The sequence below is a fragment of the Paenibacillus sp. p3-SID867 genome (assembly GCF_025142895.1).
Classification (GTDB): domain Bacteria; phylum Bacillota; class Bacilli; order Paenibacillales; family Paenibacillaceae; genus Paenibacillus_AQ.
This window is the reverse complement of the sequence record NZ_JAMBDM010000002.1, coordinates 213040-233411: the sequence shown is the minus strand read 5'-3', so window position 1 is coordinate 233411 and position 20372 is coordinate 213040. Positions and strand designations below refer to the sequence as shown.

Here is a 20372-nt window from a genome sequence, read left to right as displayed (position 1 = left end):
GGTCTCTTGACCTTTAAACCGTCGTAACGGATCTACGCAATAATCTCCACTCGATCCCAGCATAGACCAAGCCGACCGTACCGAACAGAATAACGGCGGTACTGACATGGAGTTCATATTCCTGTATGAATCGAGCATCATAGCATTCGTAGAACAGAACCCCCCCTACCCCAGCCCACATCACGGCATACAGCAGAGCATACAGGAGAAGTGAATCTCTAACCCATCGCATGCTGCCGATTAGCCACGATAACGGGAGCACGATCACCGGATATACGAGCGATGACAGTAAGATCGGGATGATCACCAACACGAAACCCAAATTACGAAGGCCGTAATATTCCGTCGTTGCAATCTTATACCCTTCGATATACTCCATGCCTACGATCGCACCGGTAAACAGAAATATAAAGACGAACCACAGCACAAAATATCTAGCAACCCGCAAGGTGTACACCGCCTTGTCCGTTTACGTCATAAACGATGCGGGCCGAAAAAAGTTGCGTGTGTAATTCCATTCCATATGAATAAAAGCGCTGCTAGCTTACTCCGCAGGTTCACCCGCGGCTTCCCAGCGGTCGATTTCCTTGCGCACCCGAGGGGCGACTTCGGTTCCCAGCAGTTCAATGGCTCTCATGACTTCGTCGTGAGGCATTGTTCCCACAGGCACGTGAAGCATGAAGCGGGTAATGCCCACATGCTTGCGCAGATGAATAATTTTTTGGGCGACCGTCTCCGGGTCTCCGACATAGAGCGCACCTTCGAAGCTTCGAGCCGCATCGAATCTTGCGCGGTCATAGAATCCCCAGCCCCGCTCCCGTCCCAATACATTCATGCTGGCTTGGGTGGATGGGAAGAACTTGTCCGCTGCCATCTCCGTATCTTCCGCAATAAATCCATGGGAATGCGAGCCGATCGGCAGCTTTGATACATCATGTCCCGCGTGAGCGGCCGCCTCTTTATACAGCTTAACCAGCGGCGCGAACTGCAGGGGACTTCCGCCGATAATCGCCAGTACCAGCGGCAGACCGAGCAGGCCAGCGCGCACAACCGATTCCGAATTGCCTCCGCTGCCAATCCATACCGGCAGCGGATTCTGAACCGGGCGCGGATAGACGCCTAAGTTATGAATCGCAGGGCGATGCCCGCCCTGCCAGGTTACTTTTTCCGACTCGCGGATTTTGAGCAGCAGCTCCAGCTTCTCCTCGAACAGCTCATCATAATGGCTCAGATCGTAGCCGAATAACGGGAATGATTCGATGAATGAACCTCTGCCCGCCATAATCTCGGCACGTCCGTTCGAGATGGCATCCAAGGTGGCAAAATCCTGAAACACCCGCACCGGATCAGCGGAGGACAGCACCGTAACCGCACTCGTCAGCCGAATCCACTTCGTCTGGGACGCAGCCGCGGCGAGCACAACCGCAGGCGATGATGCCGCATAATCCTTACGATGATGCTCACCTACCCCATACACATCCAATCCCACCTGATCAGCCAGGACGATTTCCTCAACAACCTCGCGCAGCCGCTGCGCGTGGCTTATCACTTCGCCTGTCTTCACATCCGGCCAAGTCTCTACGAACGAGCTAACCCCAATTTCCATCATAATTTCCTCCTATTATGCTTTGCCGCGAGGCAGAACCGTGGCAAAAAAGGTTATCGTGTTTCATGCCATCGGGCAGTCAACATCGTTATCTATCATTCAATTATCTTTATATTGAACTTTTAGCTCGGGTTTTTCAAGTTACAAGTTAACTGATAACTGGAATTCAGCGGATTCCATACATAAAAAATACAACAATGGCCGGGATCCACGCGGATTCCGGCCATTCATTCTACCCATTTAGCGATACATTTGAAATTGGTTTATTGTTTCGATGCCAAGTATTCCTCCAGGCGATCCCAGGTTTGGGTAATGCCTTCTTCCATTCCCATATCTATTACGGATTGAAGAGCTTCCGCTGATTCATATACCCCTCGATTGACCAGCTTGGTCTTGCCATCCAATTCCTCAAACGTCATCGTCACCGTGGTTGCGGGCATCCCCTCCGCAATATTACCTTCCGCATCCGAGAAATAGTCGATGTAGACGATTTTCTCGGGCTCATCAATTTCCTGGTAAACCGATTTGCCCCAGGATTCCATACCGTAGAAATCCCCTTGATTCTGATCCAAACACTTCATGCAGTAATGCCATTGGCCGCCAGGACGGAAATCCATGTCGGATACGGTAACTTCCCATCCGCGAGGTCCCCACCACTGCTTCAGATGCTCTCCATCGGTGAGCACCTTGAATACCAGCTCTCTTGGTGCATTAAATACGCGCTCCAGTACGATCACTTGACCTTCTACCCGTGTAATCATTTTATTTGTCATTATATATTCCTCCTCGAATTAGATGGTGTTTAATCCCGTTTCTTCATCTCCGATTGCAGCTTCTCCAAGTAGTCATCCAAGTTGTCAAACCGTTCGTTCCATATACTCCGGTAATTATCAAGCCAACGGTCCAATTCCTGAAACGGCTCCGACCGCAGCTTGTAGCTCCGTCGGTTCGCCTCCGCCCTTACCTCTACCAAACCGGCTTCCAGCAGCACCTTCAGATGCTTGGAGGCTTGTGGCTGCCGAATGTCAAGACGTTCAGCGATTTCTCCTACCGTTAAAGAACCCTTCAACAGGAGATTCACAATACGAAAACGGTTCGGTTCGGCTAAAGCGTTAAATGTGTTCAGTTCCATCTTATAGTGATGACGGGTACAGACCCGCTGCTATAGCGTGTACGGTGATTGTCAGTTCTCTCTGTCCACGTCACCATCATCACCTCTTTTTTTGCTGATTTAATGGTGTGCCGTATTTCCTGATAACAATATACCACGAAAGGAATATTCCTGTAAAGGAATATTTAAGTTATTTTTTGATTTTTTTTCACAACACAAAAAAAAGCAATAAACGCGGGTCTTTTACTCGACCAGGTCTATTGCTTCTTGTCATTTATCTTTCGTATTCCTTACTTAAAGAACACCTTGTCTACATTATATTTGGCCTTGAATTCATTAATGATATAGGTCTCATAGATCTCTCGATGAACGGCGTCTTCAATGACGCAGACCTCGATTCTTGTAACCTCATCCCGATGCTCCTTGATCGGAGAGACGCTATCTTCGAAATGCTTCTTGATTCGCGGTCTGAGCTTTCTAGCTTTGCCAACAAACAGGAGCTCCTCCTTGCTGTTGTAGAACATGAAGATCCCGCCCCGATCTCTTGGAATCAGGTGAAAATCTGTAAATCCGTAAATGTGGCTCAACTCCGGAGCAGCCTCCTTGGTAATGGTAACGTCCACCTTGGGAATGGTTATATTGATCACGACTAACGCTCACTTCCTCAATCATATATTGATCTAAATCGTATCACTAATCTGCTTATTTGCCCACGCGGGAAATTCAAAATCACCCTTCACTAGGCATCCGCATAGGATGGAAACTAGGTATGACTACTAACGATGGGGGTCTTTTTTATATGAGCATTCAACATTCCGGACACCAGGAACAAACCTTATATCAAGCTGAACCCAACATGACGCACAACATCAAATCGGTTCGCGATCATATTCACCATCTATGCGGGCAGCATGCGAATCAGCTGGTTCGTGTCGAAACGCTCGACGGTGATGTTTTTGAAGGAACGATCATGCATTGCGAGAAGGGGATTCTGTACTTGAGTCTGTCCGGGTACGAAAACCAGCGCGGCTTCAGCCCCGGTTACTATAATAATGTCATTCTCCCCCTAGTTCTCTTCGAATTGCTTGTCATTACGCTGCTGTATACCTAAACCCATATAACCCGATTAAGGAGTGAACCCAATATGGCATTTATGCCGCCGCAAGGACCTCAGGGACCACAGCAAGGGCCCTTATCCCCGCCTCCAACCACGATCCCCCAACAACCTTTGGCCAGTGTCTTTGCTGTTGACCCGGGAGCGATCACAGGATGTTTGTTTCGCATCACCTATATTTGGCCGAGATTTGGGCCTGGCTTCTGGTTTTTTCCGACCTTCGTCGGCCGCACCTCGGTCGCCGGTTTCCGATGGACGGGAAGAAGATGGGTCTTCTCGGGGTTTGATTTAAGAAGGATCGAGTCGTTTACCTGTTACTAACCCCTTATCATCAAGGGCTGAAGTCAGCAGGTACGGTCAATGACCCCGGTGATCCACCCGCTCATCAAGAGAGTGCCCCTGCGGCGCTCTCGAGCTCTTGCATCACGGACAAGCTTCCCTTAGCAATAGCTTCCTCTTCAGGGTATCCATTTTCCCCAAAAAATAAAGTTCTTGATTATCCTCCGACAACATTAAATAATATGTAACAGTCCCTCTTTAAAACCGATAATGGAGATTGGGATTATACCATTAACAAACTCAGCAGAAAGGTTGACTTGAACACCATGGAACTATCGCAGCACGCCACTGGGAAAAAAGGCGCCAAAGAGCCCTTTCCCATCTCTATACTGTCTTTAACCGTTGGCGCTTTTGCCATTGGCATGACGGAATTTGTCATCATGGGAATACTCCCGAATGTTGCAGATGACCTGAATGTCAGCATTGCATCGGCCGGGCAGCTGATTACAATGTACGCCCTTGGGGTAGCCGTAGGAGCCCCTATTCTAACGGTTCTAACCCACCAAATACCGCAAAAAAAACTGCTCCTGCTGCTCATGGGCCTATTTATACTGGGTAACGGCATTTCGGTCTTTGCTCCGAGCTATGCCGTTCTTATGGGTGCCCGAATGCTGACCGCGCTGACGCACGGTACTTTCTTCGGTGTGGGAGCCGTCATTGCTTCGAACCTCGTGCGGCCGGACAAGCGTGCCGGGGCGGTATCCATCATGATGGCCGGATTAACGATAGCCAATATCATCGGGGTTCCGATCGGCACCTTCATCGGCCAGACGATGGGCTGGCGCGCTTCATTCGCCGCAATTGCCGTTATGGGGGTATTGGCATTGATCGGCATCCTGATCTTCATTCCGAAGCTACGGCAGGAACAAGCGTCAAGCATCGCGCAGCAAATTACAGCCCTTATCAGACCACAACTCCTTCTCTTCCTTCTCATCGGGGCGCTTGGCAACGCCGGCCTGTTCGCCGTCTTCACTTATATCGCGCCGCTGCTGATTGAGATCACCGGCTTTGCCGAACCGAGCGTCACCTGGATTCTGATCCTGTTCGGTATCGGCGTAACCGTCGGTAATATCGTGGGCGGCAGGCTGGCCGACTGGAAGCTGCTGCCCTCCATTCTGGGTGTTTACTTTGCGACAGCCGTCATTCTGACCATCCTCACCGTGACGATCCATAACCCGGTCACCGCCGTGCTGACCATCGTGTTGTGGGGAGCTGCCTCTTTCGCCGTTATGCCGGGAATGCAGGTGCGTGTCATGAGTCTGGCCCAGTCCGCTCCCGCTCTCGCCTCTACGGCAACCCACTCTGCGGGCAATCTCGGTAATGCAGCAGGGGCCTTTATCGGAGGGTTGGTCATTACCCATCTAAGCTTAACGGCCCTGCCTTGGGTGGGGGCTGGTTTGGTGGGACTTGCCTTCATTCTGGGAGCAGCTTGTTATATGTATGAGCGCAAGACCATAGCGGTTAATGCTTAATCTGTCCCCATAGCTACAAAACGCTCGTTACCACACGAAGCACGAACCATGTTGAAAAGGCGTAACCGGCCATTGAACCCGGTTACGCCTTTTATTTATATATTCGTTGATTCTTCTGCGATTACAGAGCTTTGATCTCCAGCAGCTCGTACTTAACGATACCCATCGGCGCATCCACGTTCACCTGATCGCCTACTGCTTTGCCCATTAGCGCTTTACCAAGTGGACTTTCATAGGAGACTTTATTGTTCAATACGTCGGCTTCTGCCGGTCCTACGACCTGATATTCAAGCTTCTCCGCAAACTCGATGTCGTTCAGAACGACATTCGAACCAACATTCACCGTTTTCGAGCTCACTTGATTGGCGTCGACAATCCGGGCGTTGTTGAGTGTTTTTTCCAGGATGATGATGCGCGTTTCCATAAACGCCTGGTCGTTCTTGGCCGAATGGTACTCGCTGTTCTCCTTCAAGTCACCATAGCTGATCGCGAGCTTGATCCGTTCCGCTAACTCTTTGCGTTTTACATACTTGAGGTCATCAAGTTCTTCCTGGAGTTTATCATAGCCCTCCTGGGTCAAGATCAGTTCTTCTGCCATGTTCATCACATCCACTTTTTAATTTCTTACTTCTAGTGTACTCTTTATTTCGAAAATAAGCGAAAACTTTCTGAAAATCGATGGATGGAATAATTGGTAGTTAAAACCAGTAGCGGGCCGCTACCCGAATTGAACTCACTTGGACAGTTATATATGATGGATTATTTTGAACAAATCAGGATCGTTGTATACCCTCAAGAGAACCATAATAGCCCCTGATTTCTCCGTAAGGAGAACCAGGGGCTATGCAAGGTAGATGGAATGCTGTAGCCTATCGGCGCATGCATCCGCCTGTTATGATATTCACCGCCAATACCTTACGAACCCGCTTCGATATCAGCCTTCAACGCATCATACTGCTCCATCAGCTCACCCATGATCGGATGCTCACCGGCAATGCCGGTATATTGGGAAGCCGTGTCGCTTGCACCGATATCCCGGACCGATGCTTGCAGCTCCACACTCTCCGGATCTTCCGGTACATCGAACATCAGAGCAGCTGCCATGGATTTCGCCAAGCTCTTGTAAGCAAGCCCGCTTTCGAAAGCCAGCATGGCTGGCGACACCAGGCGGTCGCCCGGGGACAACTTCCGGATCGGGGAGCGGCCGACGCGGGACACCTCGTCGGTCAGCGCCGGATTGCGAAACCGCTCCAGGATGGTGTCAATATAGGCTCCATGCTCGGAAGGATTGAAGCCGTGTTTATGCACGAGCGCAGCTCCCGTCTCCTCGAGCACCGCACGGACATGACCCGCCACCTCTTCATCCTTCATGGCGTCCTGGATCGTCTCGTAGCCCTTAAGAAAGCCTACATAAGCAGCCGAGCAATGTCCTGTATTCACCGTAAACAGCTTGCGTTCAATATACGGCTCCAGGCGATCCACATAGTGAATGCCTTCCACAGGGACATAGTCGTTAAACATCTGCGAGCGGTCCACCGCCCACTCATAGAACGGCTCCACCACGACCTTCAGACGGTCCTCATGCTGCTGCAGCGGCACAATCCGGTCTACGGCCGCATCCGGAAAAGCAACCCGCTGATCAGCCTTCTGCTTCGTCTCGTCATCAAGCTTCCCGTAGACGTGCTCTTTCAGCTGCGTGCTGCCGCCGATGGCATTCTCGCATGCAATAATATGAAGGGGTGCAGCCGACTCCGCTTGCAGCCGGAGCTTCATCCCCTCGGCAATGGTACCGGCGATGAACTTCAGAATGTTCACGCCTACCGCTGTTGTCACGAGATCCGCTTCCGCTACTGCACGTGCAGCAGCTTCCGGCTCCGAGGCGCTATTAAGTGCCGTGATGCCTTTAACGATCGTGGTCTCCTGTCCTTCGCTGGCCAAGGTTACGGGATACTCCCCGCGCGCTTTCAGCTCCGACACCAACTCTTCGTTCACATCGATAAAACAAACCTCGTAACCGGCTTGTGACAGCAAGAGCCCTATGAAACCGCGACCGATGTTCCCTGCTCCGAAATGGACTGCTTTCATGCGCCCATTCCTCCTTCAAAGATGGCCAGAATCTCCTCTTCGCTGGAAGCGTTCATCACCTTCTCAATGCTCTCGTCGTCCGTGAAGATCATGGCCACATTCGTCAGAATCTCCATGTGGTCACCACCGGCAGCCGCGATACCAATGACAATAAACGCCGGCTCATCTCCTCCGAAATCTACGCCTTCCGGGAAACGGACGATGGACAATCCCGTCGAGATTACCATGCCTTTAGCCTCTTTGGTGCCGTGGGGAATCGCGAGTCCTCCGCCCATATAAGTGGAGGCTATCTCTTCGCGTTCCAGCATTTTATCTACATAATCTTCGGATACATGGCCTGCCTGCACAAGCAGATTCCCCGCCATGCGGATAGCTTCACTCTTGCTATCAGCCTTTGCGTTCAGTACGACTTTATCTTTGGACAGTATGTTACTCATGTTGGTCTCCTTCTTTCTATGGTCTGTGATTGAAAAAATGCTGAAGCTCTTCCGCTAAATAGGATCGGATTTCTTCCTCGCTGCCCCGCTCCATCAGCTCAATCAGCTCGGAGTGAAGCAGCATGGCGCTAATTTCACTGAGCACCTCCAAGCTCTCCTTCGGAAGCTGCTTCGGTGCCAGCATCAGCAGTATGACACCCGCCTCCGCCCCGTCCTCCAGCGGCGCTCGATGCGTCAGCCGGAACAAGGTTAGCGTCGGCCAGGTAATATGGCGGCTGCGCGTATGGAACAAGGCCAGCGTCGTATCCGGAATGAGCTGGGTGCCCATCCGTTCGCGCTCAAGCAAACGCTCCTTCACCTTCTCCGCATCACGAACAGCCCCGCGCTCAACCACCTTAGTCAAAGCTTCGCTCAAGGTGCCCTGCAAATCATCCTGCCGATTATCCAGGTGGTACACATGAAAGTCATCCAGTAGCGATACAATCTCGTTCATCAGGGCTGCCTGCATGCGCAGACGCTCGAATGATGCAACCTTACGCTCTTCCTCGATGCCCTTACTGGCAGCCATGCCCGCGGCCGGTTTCAGGGATGTGCTCTGAATAAATTGCAGCAGCGCCTCTTTATCATCCGCCGTGAGCAGCGGACTTAATCTCACATACCGATCCTTCGGCAGCGGAAGATCAATAGTCGAAATAATAAGGTCATATTGCTCCTTCGGTATCCGGGCCGCTTCATACCACGAGACGTTGCCGAGCACCTCAATCTGCGGCATCTCCTTATTCAGCCGGGTTCCGAGAAGCCTTGAGGAGCTAAGACCGCTGGAACATACCAGGATGGCCTTCAGATGATGTCCCAGCTGGTTCAGCCGTTCGCTGGAAGCACCGAAATGCATAACCAGAAACCCGATTTCTTCATCCGGGACGATCATGTCCAGCTTCATGTCATCGACCGAACGACGGACGATTCCGAACAACTCCTCATAATCCTTCCGAATCGGGCTCAGCAAGGGATTCCGGATCCGGGTCCCTTCCCGAATCCGTTTCATGGCAGCCCCGATGTGCTCCACCAGACCGGCCCGCAGCGTGCGGTCCTCCTGGAACGGAATGCCGGTGCGCCCCTGAACCCGTTCGATAAGACGCTGGGCGATTTCCACCATCTCTACATCCGTGTGAGCCAGTTCGCTGATCTCGGACATGTCCTTCGCTGATTCGAACAAATGAGCAATATATTTCATTTCAGGATCGTGAATATCTATCTTCAAGACTTGGCCTAGACGACCCGCAAAATCCTGTGCCTCCTCCACCGACGAGGAGGATTTACCATATGCCGTAATATCCGTCGACTCTATGCTCCGCCCCTGCTTGATCCTGTTTACGGAAACCGATAACGCTATGAGCATCGCGGTATATGCACCTTCGCTAAGCCCCTCCGTCCAATCCCAGTTCATATCCCATAAACATTTCTCTACATCCAGCAGCACCGGTTTATCAATCATGGAGAGCAGACGTGCAGTCACCGGCTCGTTATGATCACGATATCCATCCCCGACAAGATCGGAGTAATCCAAATATTCCTCGACAAGCCGACAAATCGCCGACCGCCTTACGCCTTCCGAGCCTTCAATCTCGATACCATAGCCTCTGCGGCGAATTAGGGTAAGGTTAAACCGCTTCATCCATGGCTCCAGCTCATCCAGGTCATTACTGATCGTTGGCACGGTGACCTTTAAGCTATGGGCCAAAGCAAACAGTTTGACGGGCTCATTTGCCTCAAGCAGGGCGCATAGCATGAGGATTTTGCGCTCCTCCATGGAATAATCGGCCGGCTTCCCTGTAAGCAGGCGCTTCCGCAGCTGAGCCATATCCTCAGGCGTCTCCTCTTCCAGCCGGATGCCCGTTCCCGACTTTTTATGAAGCAGAACGCCCGTGCCCTGCAGTTCCTTCTCAATCTCCTCCATTTCCCGGTGAACCGTCCTGACGCTGACCCCGACCTCAGCGGCTATTTCTGCAGCCGTCATGCCCTCGTTCCTGCTCATCAGAAGCAGAAGGATTTGTCGTTGGCGGGCAGTGATGTGTCCCAGACGCATGGCCCCCTTCTTCATGAAATGAAAGACAACGCCGGCGTTGCTACGCCAGCGTGTCATATGGTTATAGGCTTATGTTAGTTTTTGAGTCGTTCCACCAGCTCATCATATCTCGGACTCTTCAAGAAGTTGTCGATGGAGATATGCTCCGCATTCGGATTCTTCGCGATGGCCCGCTCGGTGAGTGTCTTCTGGGTAATGACGATATCCGCGTCATCCGGTATTTCGCTTACCGCCGAGTTCACAACCGTAATATCGACGCCCGCCTGCTGCAATTTCTTTCTCAATACCGAAGCGCCCATCGCACTGGAGCCCATGCCGGCATCGCAAGCAAACACGATTTTGTTCACATTCTCTTTGTCCAGATTAGCTACAGCCGCCGAAGCAGGAGCGACTTGGTCGTTCATGCCGCCGGTTTTCATTTCTCTCATCTTGGCGGATGCTTCTTCCAGATTCGGCTCTTCGTCGGTCTTTTTGCCTGTTTTGAGCAGTAATGCCGCTACAGCAAAGGAGACAATCGTTGCAACAAGAACACCGGCAAGGACCGCTATCAAGCCGCCTTTAGGCGCCATGGCGAAGTAAGCAATGATGCTGCCCGGCGACGCTGGGCCCACCAAACCGGCTCCAAGAATCTGGAAGGTGAATGTTCCGGCAACGCCACCCGCGATGGCAGCCAGGATCAGAACCGGCTTCATCAGAATATACGGGAAGTAGATCTCATGAATACCGCCCAGGAAGTGAATGACAACTGCCCCCGGTGCGGAAGACTTGGCAGAGCCGCGTCCGAAGAACCAATAGGCGAGAAGAATGCCCAGTCCCGGACCCGGATTCGATTCCAGCATATACAGAACCGATTGACCGATCCGTGCCGACTCCTCTGTGGCGATCGGACTGAAGATTCCGTGGTTGATCGCATTGTTAAGGAACAATACTTTTGCAGGCTCAACGATAATGTTGACCAGCGGCAGCAGGTTCGCATTGACCAGTACGTCAACACCGGCTGACAACGCTTGGGTAATCCCTTGTACAAGCGGCCCGATTCCGGTGTAAGCCACCAATGTCAGCGCGCCGCCAATGATCCCGAGGGAGAAGTTATTGACCAGCATTTCGAAGCCGGATTTGATTTTGCCTTCAATCAGCTTGTCGAACTGCTTTAATACCCATGCAGCCAGCGGACCGACTATCATCGCGCCGAGGAACATCGGAATCTCCGCCCCGACGATAACGCCGACCGTGGTAACCGCACCGATCACCGCACCGCGCTTGCCATGGATCATCTGCCCGCCCGTGTAACCGATCAAGAGCGGGAGCAGGTACTTGATCATCGGGTCAACCAGCGCTCCCAGATTCTCATTCGGGAACCAACCGGTCGGGATGAACAGAGCCGTAATCAGACCCCAAGCAATAAACGCACCGATATTCGGCATCACCATACCGCTAAGGAGACGGCCGAGCTGCTGTACCCTTACGCGAATGCCTTTGGAAGCGTTTGTATTTGTCTCGTTGGACATCGTATAGACCTCCTAGTCATATTTGAAAATAAATCGGAATGTTGTTGTGTCGCTATCATCTGACATCTCTATGTTAAGTCAGCCCGGCAAAAGGCTCAACGAAAGGAAAAGCGGGTTTCGTCAAGAATATTGTTGACAACTTTTAAAAGGATCATGTCGTTTTTATGAAAATACCGCCGCATCGCGGTTTCATTCGTAAATCAAGCCCGGCCCTTGATCCTGTATATTCCAAGCTTTCATGCCCAACCACGTAATTTCATGGATTGCGTACATCCCCGTCATAAGTTCACAACATTCCTTCGTTAAACTGAACCTCATAACGGATAACATCGTGAATCCGAACTTACAACGATGGAGGTTTTCCCACAAAATGAACACACAAGCAAGAAATCACATCGGTCTATCGATGTTCGCTATCATTCTGTTGGCTTTGCTCGGTGTGCCCCGCGTGATTGCCCATGATTTGCAATGGGTCGATCCCCACGGGTTCATCAACCGGCTGCTTGTCTTTATTCCCCCGATCGTCTGGATTCTTTATGTACTCGGGAAGCGGCATAGCGTTAAACATCCTTTTGTGCCCTTAATGACCGTCGGTGCAGTCTATGGATTGCTCCTTGGCATTACCCATCAGCTATTGTGGAATATGACATTCGAAACGCCGCCGGCTCTGGGCGGGAATCTGGCGGATCTACCCGCAGCAGCGGGCAGCTTTCTGACCAGAGCCTTCGCCTTCATCAGCAGCGTTGTGACAGGTACGGTGGTTGGCATCATCTCAGGCATTGTTGCCACGATGCTGCATCCGCTGGTGAAGGGGCGATCAAGGCGCTAGCCATGAACGGGCGATACAAAAAAAGAAACGTCGAGTATCTCTCTCGGCGCTTCTTTTGCTTCGCAACCCTTATTCTTCTATACAAAATGTGATAGCACGAACACAGCCGGCGAGTTCCAATAGATGGCCACCTCGTTGGTAGAATAGCTCTCCATCACATCGGCAAAAGATGCTGCGGGCGCCTTGCCGGCCAAGTGCTCACGCGCATAATCATCGTGGAGCCCCTTGTTCGGTCCGCCGGAGACGAGGCCCGGAACCGGCTCCTCCACGCCATCACCTTCGGAAGGACGATGATGCGGGTGCAGGATTGGCTTATCCCCAAACCCGGTCACATAACTCATCCCCATAACGTTAGCCCCGAACACATAGTGGATATGCTCGTGCACATGACGCTCATAGTCTTCAGAGCCAGACAGTCTTCCCGCCACCAGCAGGAGCATCGCATGATTCAATACCACCATATTGCTGCCCCAAATATATTGATCCGGCAGCAGCGAGATCCCATAACCGTCCCGATCACTGACAGCGGTAAGCTCATCCGCACGCTGAAGCAGACCCGCCAGCAGTTCCCGTGCCAGCGCGGGCTCCTCTTCCCGCTCCGACATCAGATAGGCGAAGGTTCCATAGCCGCCCATGTCCGCCCAACCCAATTCGTATTTCCCGAATGAGTCCTGCCTGGCTAATGCTTGAAAAGCCTCATGGTACCGCGCCTCACCCGTTGCCCGGTATAACTCTGCAGCGGCCCAGTACCGTTCATCCGCATCCTGGCCGTCACCGTATTCACCTGTAGCGATATCTGGCGGATTGCGGAATCCCGGCATGCCGGGATGCGCCTCCAGCCATGCCCAAGCACGTTCTGCTGCCTGCAAACAGCTTGCGGCGAAGGCTTCGTCATAGAGGGAATAGATCCGCGATGACATTGCCATGATTCCGGCAAAACAACCGGTTGCCGTTGCGGAGATCGGCGACAGGTACAGCGGAGCCGTATCGTCCTCCGGCATAACGTCTCCCGCCGGAAACCGCAAGGTCGTGAGTTTATGGAACACACCTCCCGATTCCTCCTGCATGCGCAGCATCCATTCCAGCTCATACCGGCATTCATGAAGCACATCCGGCATGCGACCGTCGCTTTCCGGCAGTGGCAGCTTCTGCGCGAACGCCTCCGGGTAAAACTCGAAAGCCAGCAGCAGGTCGACTACCGCTTTGGCACCGGGAACGACATACTTGCCATAGTCGCCGGCATCATGCCATCCTCCCCAGGCATCCACCTGCCGCGATTCGTCTCCATGGACGATGGCGGGCGTAAGATGACAGGCTCCGTGTTGCCAGGGTCCGGCATGCAGCTCATCCAGTTTCGTCCCGCAGCGGAAATAATAAAACGCTTTCAACAATGCGCGGTGCGCATCCTCATACACCTCGTCAGCTATAACGAAAGGCATCGACGCTTGCCCATGCTCCGTCTCGATCCGATACGTGCCGGGCACTGCCCATGCGGTGAAATCCCCCCGGCTTACCGTCTGCCCGCTGGCCACATCCTCGATGGCGGGTGATGTATGGCCCTGCCAAACGACCTCGCCATTCAACGCATGGACGATATGAAACCGTCCACCCTGACCCGCAATGACGGCAACCTTGGCATCCTGGCTGCGATAGCCTAGCTGGTTGACCGCAATGCTGTTATGCTGTCCATGCTCATTATTCATGCTCCCCTGTTCATCCCTTTCCGATTGTCGATTCGAAACTTCCACGCTTTACAACTTCGATAACGATGGCCAATCCCCTCTCATCCGCTCTATAAAATGCAATGCAAAATGCAGAAAGCCCTTCCTGCCCATGAGGAAGAGCTTGTCTTTGTTTCATTTGAGCTCTCACAATCACGTTTAGCCATTGGCTTGCGTCTGCAAAATATAACCTTTTCCACGGATGCTCTCAATGTCCAGAACGTCTCTCGTCTTCTTACGGACCCGATAAATCAGCGCATTCAACTCCTCCGAGCTCACATCGGGCACATCATCCGTCCCGTAGCTTCGCTCGGGCCAAACGTATGCCTTGAGCTGATCCTTGGACACAAACTGCCCTTGGTGGTTGATCAGCAGCTCCATGCATTTGTACTCTTTTTCCGAAAAAGCGTACACATCCTCGCCGTATACCAGCTCCTGCTTGAACGGATTCAACCTAAGCCCGCCTGAAGCCTCGACTGCAGCCAGCTGTTTAATGAGCGGTGTAATGTCCATCGTCTCATCCATGCTGAGGATGGAGAAGGACAACACGATCAGATCTCCAGCGAGTACAATGGTATCTCCATGCTGGAGGGGAATTTCATCATGGGGAGCCAACCGTTCCTGATTGACGAAGGTACCATGCTTGCTGTTCAGATCCTTAATGCTGAACTTCCCGTTTCGATACAGCAGCGCTGCATGCCGCCGGGACACAAAGATATTATCAAACGCGATATCCGGATCAAAATGCTGGCCCTTGCGGCCAAGCACCGTTATGGGTTTGGTCAAAGCTATAACGTCCCCACGCTCGTAGGGATTCCCCCGCTCCACCATCAAAAAGGAGGATTTGTCCATCATGCTCCCTCCCGTTCTTATATGCTGCTCATTGTGTTTATCAGTTCACTATTATGCAATTGTTATGATCCAGCTATTGAGTATGCGCCCAAAATCACTAAGATTTATGGAAGAAGGATTTAATATAGAGAACTTAGATAGAGATAAATATAAATCTACTACTGCATATTGTATACGATTTTGGGGGATTGGATCATGCGAAAACTAAAAAGATGGAAGAAAATCATACTGTTTTTTCTCGTGTTGTTTGTATTTCTGTTCGTTAATAATACATCCCTGTTCACCAAAGACCGCGACGCCGAGCCGCTGCTGCTGGCGCATCGGGGGCTTGGCCAAACCTTCTCGATGGAAGGCATTCAAGCCGACACTTGCACTGCCTCCCGCATCTATGTGCCGGAGCATGCTTACCTGGAGAACACCATCCCGTCCATGAAAGCCGCATTCGAAGCAGGCGCCGATATCGTCGAGCTGGATATCAAGCCAACCAAGGACGGACAGTTCGCCGTGTTCCACGACTGGACCCTGGAATGCCGCACCAACGTGGAGGGCTCGGTCAAGGATTATACCATGGAGCAGCTAAAAAACATAGACATCGGGTATGGTTACACCGCCGATCAGGGAGCGACATATCCTTTTCGGGGAAAGGGAGTCGGGCTGATTCCGTCGTTAGACGAGGTATTGGAGGCATTTCCTGACGGTTCATTCCTGATCCATATCAAAAGCACCGACCCTGAAGAGGGGAAACTCCTGGCAGAGTATCTGTCCGGACTGCCGATGAAGCGTCTCAGCCAGCTGACCGTATATGGGGATGACGAACCGATCCGAGCATTAAAATCACAGCTCCCAACCCTACGCGTCATGTCGATGGGCACGCTGAAGAGCTGTCTCGCATCCTACGCCGGAGCCGGCTGGAGCGGCTACCTCCCATCGGTCTGCCGCAACACCCAGCTGCATATACCGGAGAAATACGCCCGTTACTTGTGGGGATGGCCGGATAAATTCCTGAACAGGATGGACAGCATCAATACACGGGTCATCCTCGTCGCCGGGGATGGCGGCTGGTCGGAAGGGTTCGACTCCGTGTCGGATTTGGAGCGACTGCCGGAAGGCTACAGCGGCGGCATTTGGACGAATCGGATCGACGTTATCGCCCCGGAGCTGACCATCAAGAAGAATGAATAATCGAAGGGAAAGCCCCTCCGCCCCGCTGCGGGGCTTTTTTTATTTTCACGGGGTGTAGGGCAAAGTTTTTGGGACGTTTTTACCGATTACTATTAATAGGGGTCTTTTAGCCTAATTTCATACTAGAATCATTGAATATATAGGAGTTGATATTTTGGCCAGGGAAACAGAGAAAAAAGGAATGGTGTGGTTTAAGAGTGCCCGCTCGAACCAGAACCAGCCCGAGAAGAACAGTACCGAACAAGAGGATATTGCTGTAACGGCAGAAGAAGAGGCGGCTTATTCCGCGGAGCCTGAACTGCCCGCTGCAGAAGGAAACAAACATCTATTCTCCAAGGATAATCAGGACAAGATCGGCCTCGATGTCATTGTTTCGATCGAGAACATGCTGAAGGAACGGCAGCTGCTGACCTATAAGAATAGAGGCCTGGAGGATCAGCTCTTTACCGCGAACGAGACGATCAACCGGTATAAGCATGAGCAGATCAAGAGAGATCAGCTGGTTCAGGAGAAGAACAAGGAAATCCGCGAACTCGAGAACGTGCTGACGAACAAACAGATGGCCTACGATCAGCTGCTGGAGGATTACAAGGAATACCAGTTAACGTCGAACCTGGCGTATGAGAAGCTCTCCAATCAGCTCGAAACCGAGACCGCCAAGTACAACAAGCTTTATGAGGAGTCTAACAACACCCAATATCAGAGCATGCTCAAGATCAACTCGCTTGAAGAGAAGGTCCGGGAGCTGGAGATTGCCAACCAGAAGTACGCGGAGCAATACCAGAATATCCTCGATGATAAAGCCAAGCTGATGCAGACCATCAATGATTTTACCGAGAAGATGTCCTTCTCCTTCTCACCGAAAACCACGGCTTCCAATACACCATCGGAATAATCTTACCCGCATGAACAGCTAGAGAAAGGGGGGCCATCATGTCAGAATCCTATGGCAGAATCATAGAGCTGCTGGCGATCGAGAGGGATACCGAAACATTCGGTCTACGAATCAAGCTATCCCTAATAGAATCGGCGGAGCCATTATGGTTAACCGATAACGAGACCATAGCGAATATAGCGGCCGTGACGGAGTTCGACGGGGTTCATAAACACCGAATATCCTTACATACCGCATGGGATGCAAACAAACAGCAATACATAGGTTCCATTACGCGTACATATCGTGAACATAGTGAGCGGTTTTCATTTGCCTGCTCCGTTCCGTTCAGGAACGAATTAGAGTCAATCAAGGAGATCCGGCATGCAGATGACTTGCATACGCTGCCTTTTCTCTCCACGCATCGATCCGAAGCGGATCAGCCCGAAGAGATACCAGCCGCCGAAGGGGACCTGAAAACCAATCGTTTCGCAAGGAAACGGCGCCATCTTCCGCTTAAGCTGGTAAGCGCCATCATAATGAGCTTGATTTTTGTTGTATTATTAAGTTCATTTAATTACTCGTATCCCGGTGACATTAAGCCTTATCCTGCAGTAACGGCCACTGCGGAAGCAGAGACCGTTATCCAATTGCTTGCCGAGAACCGGAGCGCCATGATCGCGAAACCCGTGGCAGCCTCAAAGGAGGAAGCAGCGGAGAGCAGACCGAAGGAGAGTAAACCGAAGGATAACAAACCCTCTGCTTCCATTCCACAGCTGGAGCTGGAGGAGTTCATCTCGTTTAGCCTTCCCAAAGGATATGTAGCCCTTACATTTGATGATGGGCCATCCAAGCACTCTATCGATATTATGAATGTCTTAAAAAAACACGAGGTTGGCGGAACGTTCTTCTTTGTTGGCACCAATGTAAAAAAACATCCCGACTATGTCAGGTCCATCCATGCGAACGGATACTCTGTCGGCAGCCATTCCATGACTCATAGCCAGCTGACAAGCCTTACCTATGAACAGCAGCAGGCAGAGTTGACCCGCGTGTCCGACCTCATCGAGCATATTACCGACGAGAAGCTGATACTCTTCCGTCCGCCCTACGGTGCCTTTGACGATCGGACCGAGGCGTTAAGCCAACAGCAAGGCAGTAAGATGGTGCTCTGGAACCGGGATCCCGAGGATTGGCTGACCCGCGACGAGGATAAAATCCTCGAGTATGTCCAGCACATCGAAGCGTCCGGCTCCATCATCCTCCTGCATGAATCGCAGGCGGTTGTGGACGCCTTGCCGAAGATTATTAAGCACCTGCAGGATCAGGGACTCACGATCGTCGGTTTGCAATAGCGAACCTATCCTTTAAGAGAATGCCGTATCCGTTGTTCTGCAAACATCGGGTACGGCATTTTTATGGATAAACACGAACGATGGGGCCTCAGAAGCTACATTTATTCGTTCGGTCTTCTTAAAGGCTTTAGGAACGCAAGCGTAGAATAGTATGTTCGAGGTGAGCCTATGACAACCCGGATTTCCCGCAAGAAGGCCATTCTTACGATCATCGCCATTCTTGCTCTAATCAGCATCGTTTTCATCGCCTACTAGGGAGATTTCCAGAAGAATCAGCAGCTGGCAGGGTGCTACAACCGGAAGACAAGAAAGCCTGACGCGGCATATGAGTCACCTGCCGTCTACGGACTGGCTATTATCCTGGCGTCAAAAACGAATGACCTCCCTTGGGCCCGGGAGCTGCATGATCGAATGATCCAATTCCGAGGCCAAGATCCCGCTTATCCGGGAGGGTATGTGTTTGAGGGGAATACGCATGCTTTTGATAACCTGTTTCCTCTGCTCGCGGAGACGCTGCTAGAACCAACCGTGAAATAATCCGTCGTCGCTCCAATCTTTGATCTCTTTACAGACTCTCGATGAGCATGTACACCCCCGTAAAGATTAATATGATATAGGTGAATATCTGGAATACTCTGGTTAAGTTCCCGCCACGATCACCTAAATGATTAAACTCAGGGAATAGATGACCGCAAACAGTATAATATCCACGCGGCACCTGCTTCCTTCACGTATTGCGGGAGACTCCTATTTGAGGCAACCCCATCCTACCCTGTTATGATCGACTTCGCCTTCTCCAACGCTGAAACAACCTTGTCACACCACACATCAAACTCTTCATCTACCCGTTGATGCTCTGGATGGGATAGGATATAGTTCACCGTTTGCTTGATTCCTTGATCCGCCCGGGTGGTTGCCACGAATTCAGGGACAAGCCGCTTGAGCTTGGCGTTATCAAACACAACCGTATTCGCTTTGTCCCCCAACAAAGAACCTCTAAAGTCCTGCGTGCTGGTTGCATCCAAGAATTCCGAAGAAACGTGCACCGCATTCAGCTGTACGCCCAGGGCATCCGCAATAATTTGGTAGATCTGATTCCAAGTGAGCGACTCGTCGGAGGTAATATGCACCGACTCCCCGATGGCATGAATGTTGCCCATCAGACCGATGAATCCTTTTGCAAAATCGCTGTTGTGCGTCAACGTCCACAGAGACGTCCCATCCCCGTGAATAATGACCGGTTTATTGTCCAGCATCCGCTTCACGACCTGCCAGCTTCCTTGGCTGCCGTGCACGCCGAGTGGAATGGACCGCTCATCATACGTATGGCTAGGCCTTACGATGGTCACAGGGAAGCCATATTCCCGATACTGCTTCATCAGATAGTCTTCACAAGCGATTTTGTTTCTGGAATAGGCCCAGTATGGATTGGATAAAGGCGTGCCTTCCGTAATGCGATAATCGGATAATGGCGTCTGATAGGCGGAAGCGGAGCTGATAAATATAAACTGCTTGGTCTTTCCGTTGAATAGACGATAATCTCTCTCCAGATGGGCTGGTTCGAATGCTATAAAGTTGGCCACAATATCAAAATCGAGAGGCTCAATAAGTTTCGCTACTTGGTCTTCGTCATGAATATCGGCCTGCAAAATATGTGCGCCCTCGGGCAATGTGTCGTTTCGGTTCCCTCGGTTGAGCAGGTATAACTCGCAACCCTGTTCCAGCAGCTGCTTCGTAATCGCCGAGCTGATCGTTCCGGTTCCTCCAATAAACAACGCTTTCATAAACTGCACCTCCGCTA

At 51.6% G+C, this 20372-nt stretch carries 21 protein-coding genes; 8 read left to right on the top strand and 13 right to left on the bottom strand.

Features of this window, described 5'->3' with window-relative positions:
* Positions 1 to 13 precede the first annotated feature (13 nt).
* The 5 genes from M4D81_RS04345 to M4D81_RS04325 form a co-directional block, all read right to left on the bottom strand.
* Positions 14 to 448: a hypothetical protein gene (locus tag M4D81_RS04345; RefSeq protein WP_260064631.1), complete on the bottom strand. Its 435-nt coding sequence runs from the start codon at positions 446 to 448 to the stop codon at positions 14 to 16.
* 96 nt (positions 449 to 544) lie between these two features.
* Positions 545 to 1606, bottom strand: a complete 1062-nt coding sequence (locus M4D81_RS04340; RefSeq protein ID WP_071220550.1) for an LLM class flavin-dependent oxidoreductase — start codon at positions 1604 to 1606, stop codon at positions 545 to 547.
* Positions 1607 to 1869: 263 nt separating this feature from the next.
* Positions 1870 to 2379, bottom strand: a complete 510-nt coding sequence (locus M4D81_RS04335; protein ID WP_071220551.1) for an SRPBCC domain-containing protein — start codon at positions 2377 to 2379, stop codon at positions 1870 to 1872.
* Between the two features lie 29 nt (positions 2380 to 2408).
* The gene (locus M4D81_RS04330) at positions 2409 to 2738 is read right to left on the bottom strand and encodes an ArsR/SmtB family transcription factor (RefSeq protein WP_071220552.1); all 330 of its coding nucleotides are present in this window, start codon (positions 2736 to 2738) and stop codon (positions 2409 to 2411) included.
* Positions 2739 to 3007: 269 nt separating this feature from the next.
* Entirely contained in the window at positions 3008 to 3364 is a 357-nt protein-coding gene (locus M4D81_RS04325) for a nucleotide excision repair endonuclease (RefSeq protein WP_260064630.1), read from the bottom strand.
* Positions 3365 to 3516: 152 nt separating this feature from the next.
* On the opposite strand from M4D81_RS04325, the gene M4D81_RS04320 reads away from it, so the two are divergent.
* The 3 genes from M4D81_RS04320 to M4D81_RS04310 all read left to right on the top strand — a co-directional run bounded on the left by M4D81_RS04320 (position 3517) and on the right by M4D81_RS04310 (position 5642).
* Entirely contained in the window at positions 3517 to 3828 is a 312-nt protein-coding gene (locus M4D81_RS04320; protein ID WP_260064629.1) for a hypothetical protein, read from the top strand.
* A 33-nt stretch (positions 3829 to 3861) separates the two neighbouring features.
* Positions 3862 to 4152 carry a transporter gene (locus M4D81_RS04315; protein WP_260064628.1) on the top strand — a complete coding sequence of 97 codons (291 nt, stop codon included), beginning with the start codon at positions 3862 to 3864 and terminating at the stop codon, positions 4150 to 4152.
* A 284-nt stretch (positions 4153 to 4436) separates the two neighbouring features.
* Positions 4437 to 5642 (top strand): MFS transporter, encoded by a 1206-nt coding sequence (locus M4D81_RS04310; protein ID WP_071220556.1) that lies wholly within the window; start codon positions 4437 to 4439, stop codon positions 5640 to 5642.
* Positions 5643 to 5763: 121 nt separating this feature from the next.
* Here M4D81_RS04310 and greA read toward each other — a convergent pair whose 3' ends face one another.
* The 5 genes from greA to M4D81_RS04285 all read right to left on the bottom strand — a co-directional run bounded on the left by greA (position 5764) and on the right by M4D81_RS04285 (position 11758).
* Complete coding sequence (gene greA, locus M4D81_RS04305; protein ID WP_071220557.1) at positions 5764 to 6240, bottom strand: transcription elongation factor GreA; 477 nt, start codon at positions 6238 to 6240, stop codon at positions 5764 to 5766.
* Positions 6241 to 6557: 317 nt separating this feature from the next.
* Complete coding sequence (locus M4D81_RS04300; protein ID WP_260064626.1) at positions 6558 to 7727, bottom strand: mannitol-1-phosphate 5-dehydrogenase; 1170 nt, start codon at positions 7725 to 7727, stop codon at positions 6558 to 6560.
* Positions 7724 to 8164, bottom strand: coding sequence for a PTS mannitol transporter subunit IIA (locus M4D81_RS04295; protein ID WP_071220559.1), 441 nt, complete (start codon positions 8162 to 8164; stop codon positions 7724 to 7726). The genes M4D81_RS04300 and M4D81_RS04295 overlap by 4 nt, the downstream gene beginning before the upstream one ends.
* Positions 8165 to 8180: 16 nt before the next feature.
* Positions 8181 to 10250 carry a BglG family transcription antiterminator gene (locus tag M4D81_RS04290; protein WP_260065083.1) on the bottom strand — a complete coding sequence of 690 codons (2070 nt, stop codon included), beginning with the start codon at positions 10248 to 10250 and terminating at the stop codon, positions 8181 to 8183.
* A gap of 74 nt (positions 10251 to 10324) precedes the next feature.
* Entirely contained in the window at positions 10325 to 11758 is a 1434-nt protein-coding gene (locus M4D81_RS04285; protein WP_260064625.1) for a PTS mannitol transporter subunit IIBC, read from the bottom strand.
* A gap of 370 nt (positions 11759 to 12128) precedes the next feature.
* Here M4D81_RS04285 and M4D81_RS04280 point away from each other — a divergent pair, with 370 nt between their 5' ends.
* Positions 12129 to 12587: a site-specific integrase gene (locus M4D81_RS04280; protein WP_260064624.1), complete on the top strand. Its 459-nt coding sequence runs from the start codon at positions 12129 to 12131 to the stop codon at positions 12585 to 12587.
* Between the two features lie 77 nt (positions 12588 to 12664).
* Here M4D81_RS04280 and M4D81_RS04275 read toward each other — a convergent pair whose 3' ends face one another.
* Together M4D81_RS04275 and M4D81_RS04270 are read right to left on the bottom strand one after the other, a co-directional pair.
* Positions 12665 to 14290 (bottom strand): glycoside hydrolase family 9 protein, encoded by a 1626-nt coding sequence (locus M4D81_RS04275; protein WP_260064622.1) that lies wholly within the window; start codon positions 14288 to 14290, stop codon positions 12665 to 12667.
* A gap of 177 nt (positions 14291 to 14467) precedes the next feature.
* The gene (locus M4D81_RS04270) at positions 14468 to 15163 is read right to left on the bottom strand and encodes an FHA domain-containing protein (protein WP_260064620.1); all 696 of its coding nucleotides are present in this window, start codon (positions 15161 to 15163) and stop codon (positions 14468 to 14470) included.
* Between the two features lie 192 nt (positions 15164 to 15355).
* On the opposite strand from M4D81_RS04270, the gene M4D81_RS04265 reads away from it, so the two are divergent.
* The 4 genes from M4D81_RS04265 (at position 15356) to M4D81_RS04250 (ending at position 19108) form a co-directional block, all read left to right on the top strand.
* Positions 15356 to 16342: a glycerophosphodiester phosphodiesterase family protein gene (locus M4D81_RS04265; RefSeq protein ID WP_260064619.1), complete on the top strand. Its 987-nt coding sequence runs from the start codon at positions 15356 to 15358 to the stop codon at positions 16340 to 16342.
* 154 nt (positions 16343 to 16496) lie between these two features.
* Positions 16497 to 17237 carry a hypothetical protein gene (locus tag M4D81_RS04260; RefSeq protein WP_260064618.1) on the top strand — a complete coding sequence of 247 codons (741 nt, stop codon included), beginning with the start codon at positions 16497 to 16499 and terminating at the stop codon, positions 17235 to 17237.
* A gap of 38 nt (positions 17238 to 17275) precedes the next feature.
* On the top strand, positions 17276 to 18571 hold the full coding sequence (locus M4D81_RS04255) for a polysaccharide deacetylase family protein (RefSeq protein ID WP_260064616.1): 1296 nt from the start codon (positions 17276 to 17278) through the stop codon (positions 18569 to 18571).
* A gap of 411 nt (positions 18572 to 18982) precedes the next feature.
* Positions 18983 to 19108 carry a hypothetical protein gene (locus tag M4D81_RS04250; RefSeq protein ID WP_260064614.1) on the top strand — a complete coding sequence of 42 codons (126 nt, stop codon included), beginning with the start codon at positions 18983 to 18985 and terminating at the stop codon, positions 19106 to 19108.
* A gap of 230 nt (positions 19109 to 19338) precedes the next feature.
* On the opposite strand, the gene M4D81_RS04240 is transcribed toward M4D81_RS04250, so the two are convergent.
* The gene (locus M4D81_RS04240; protein WP_260064613.1) at positions 19339 to 20355 is read right to left on the bottom strand and encodes an SDR family oxidoreductase; all 1017 of its coding nucleotides are present in this window, start codon (positions 20353 to 20355) and stop codon (positions 19339 to 19341) included.
* Positions 20356 to 20372: the final 17 nt, after the last annotated feature.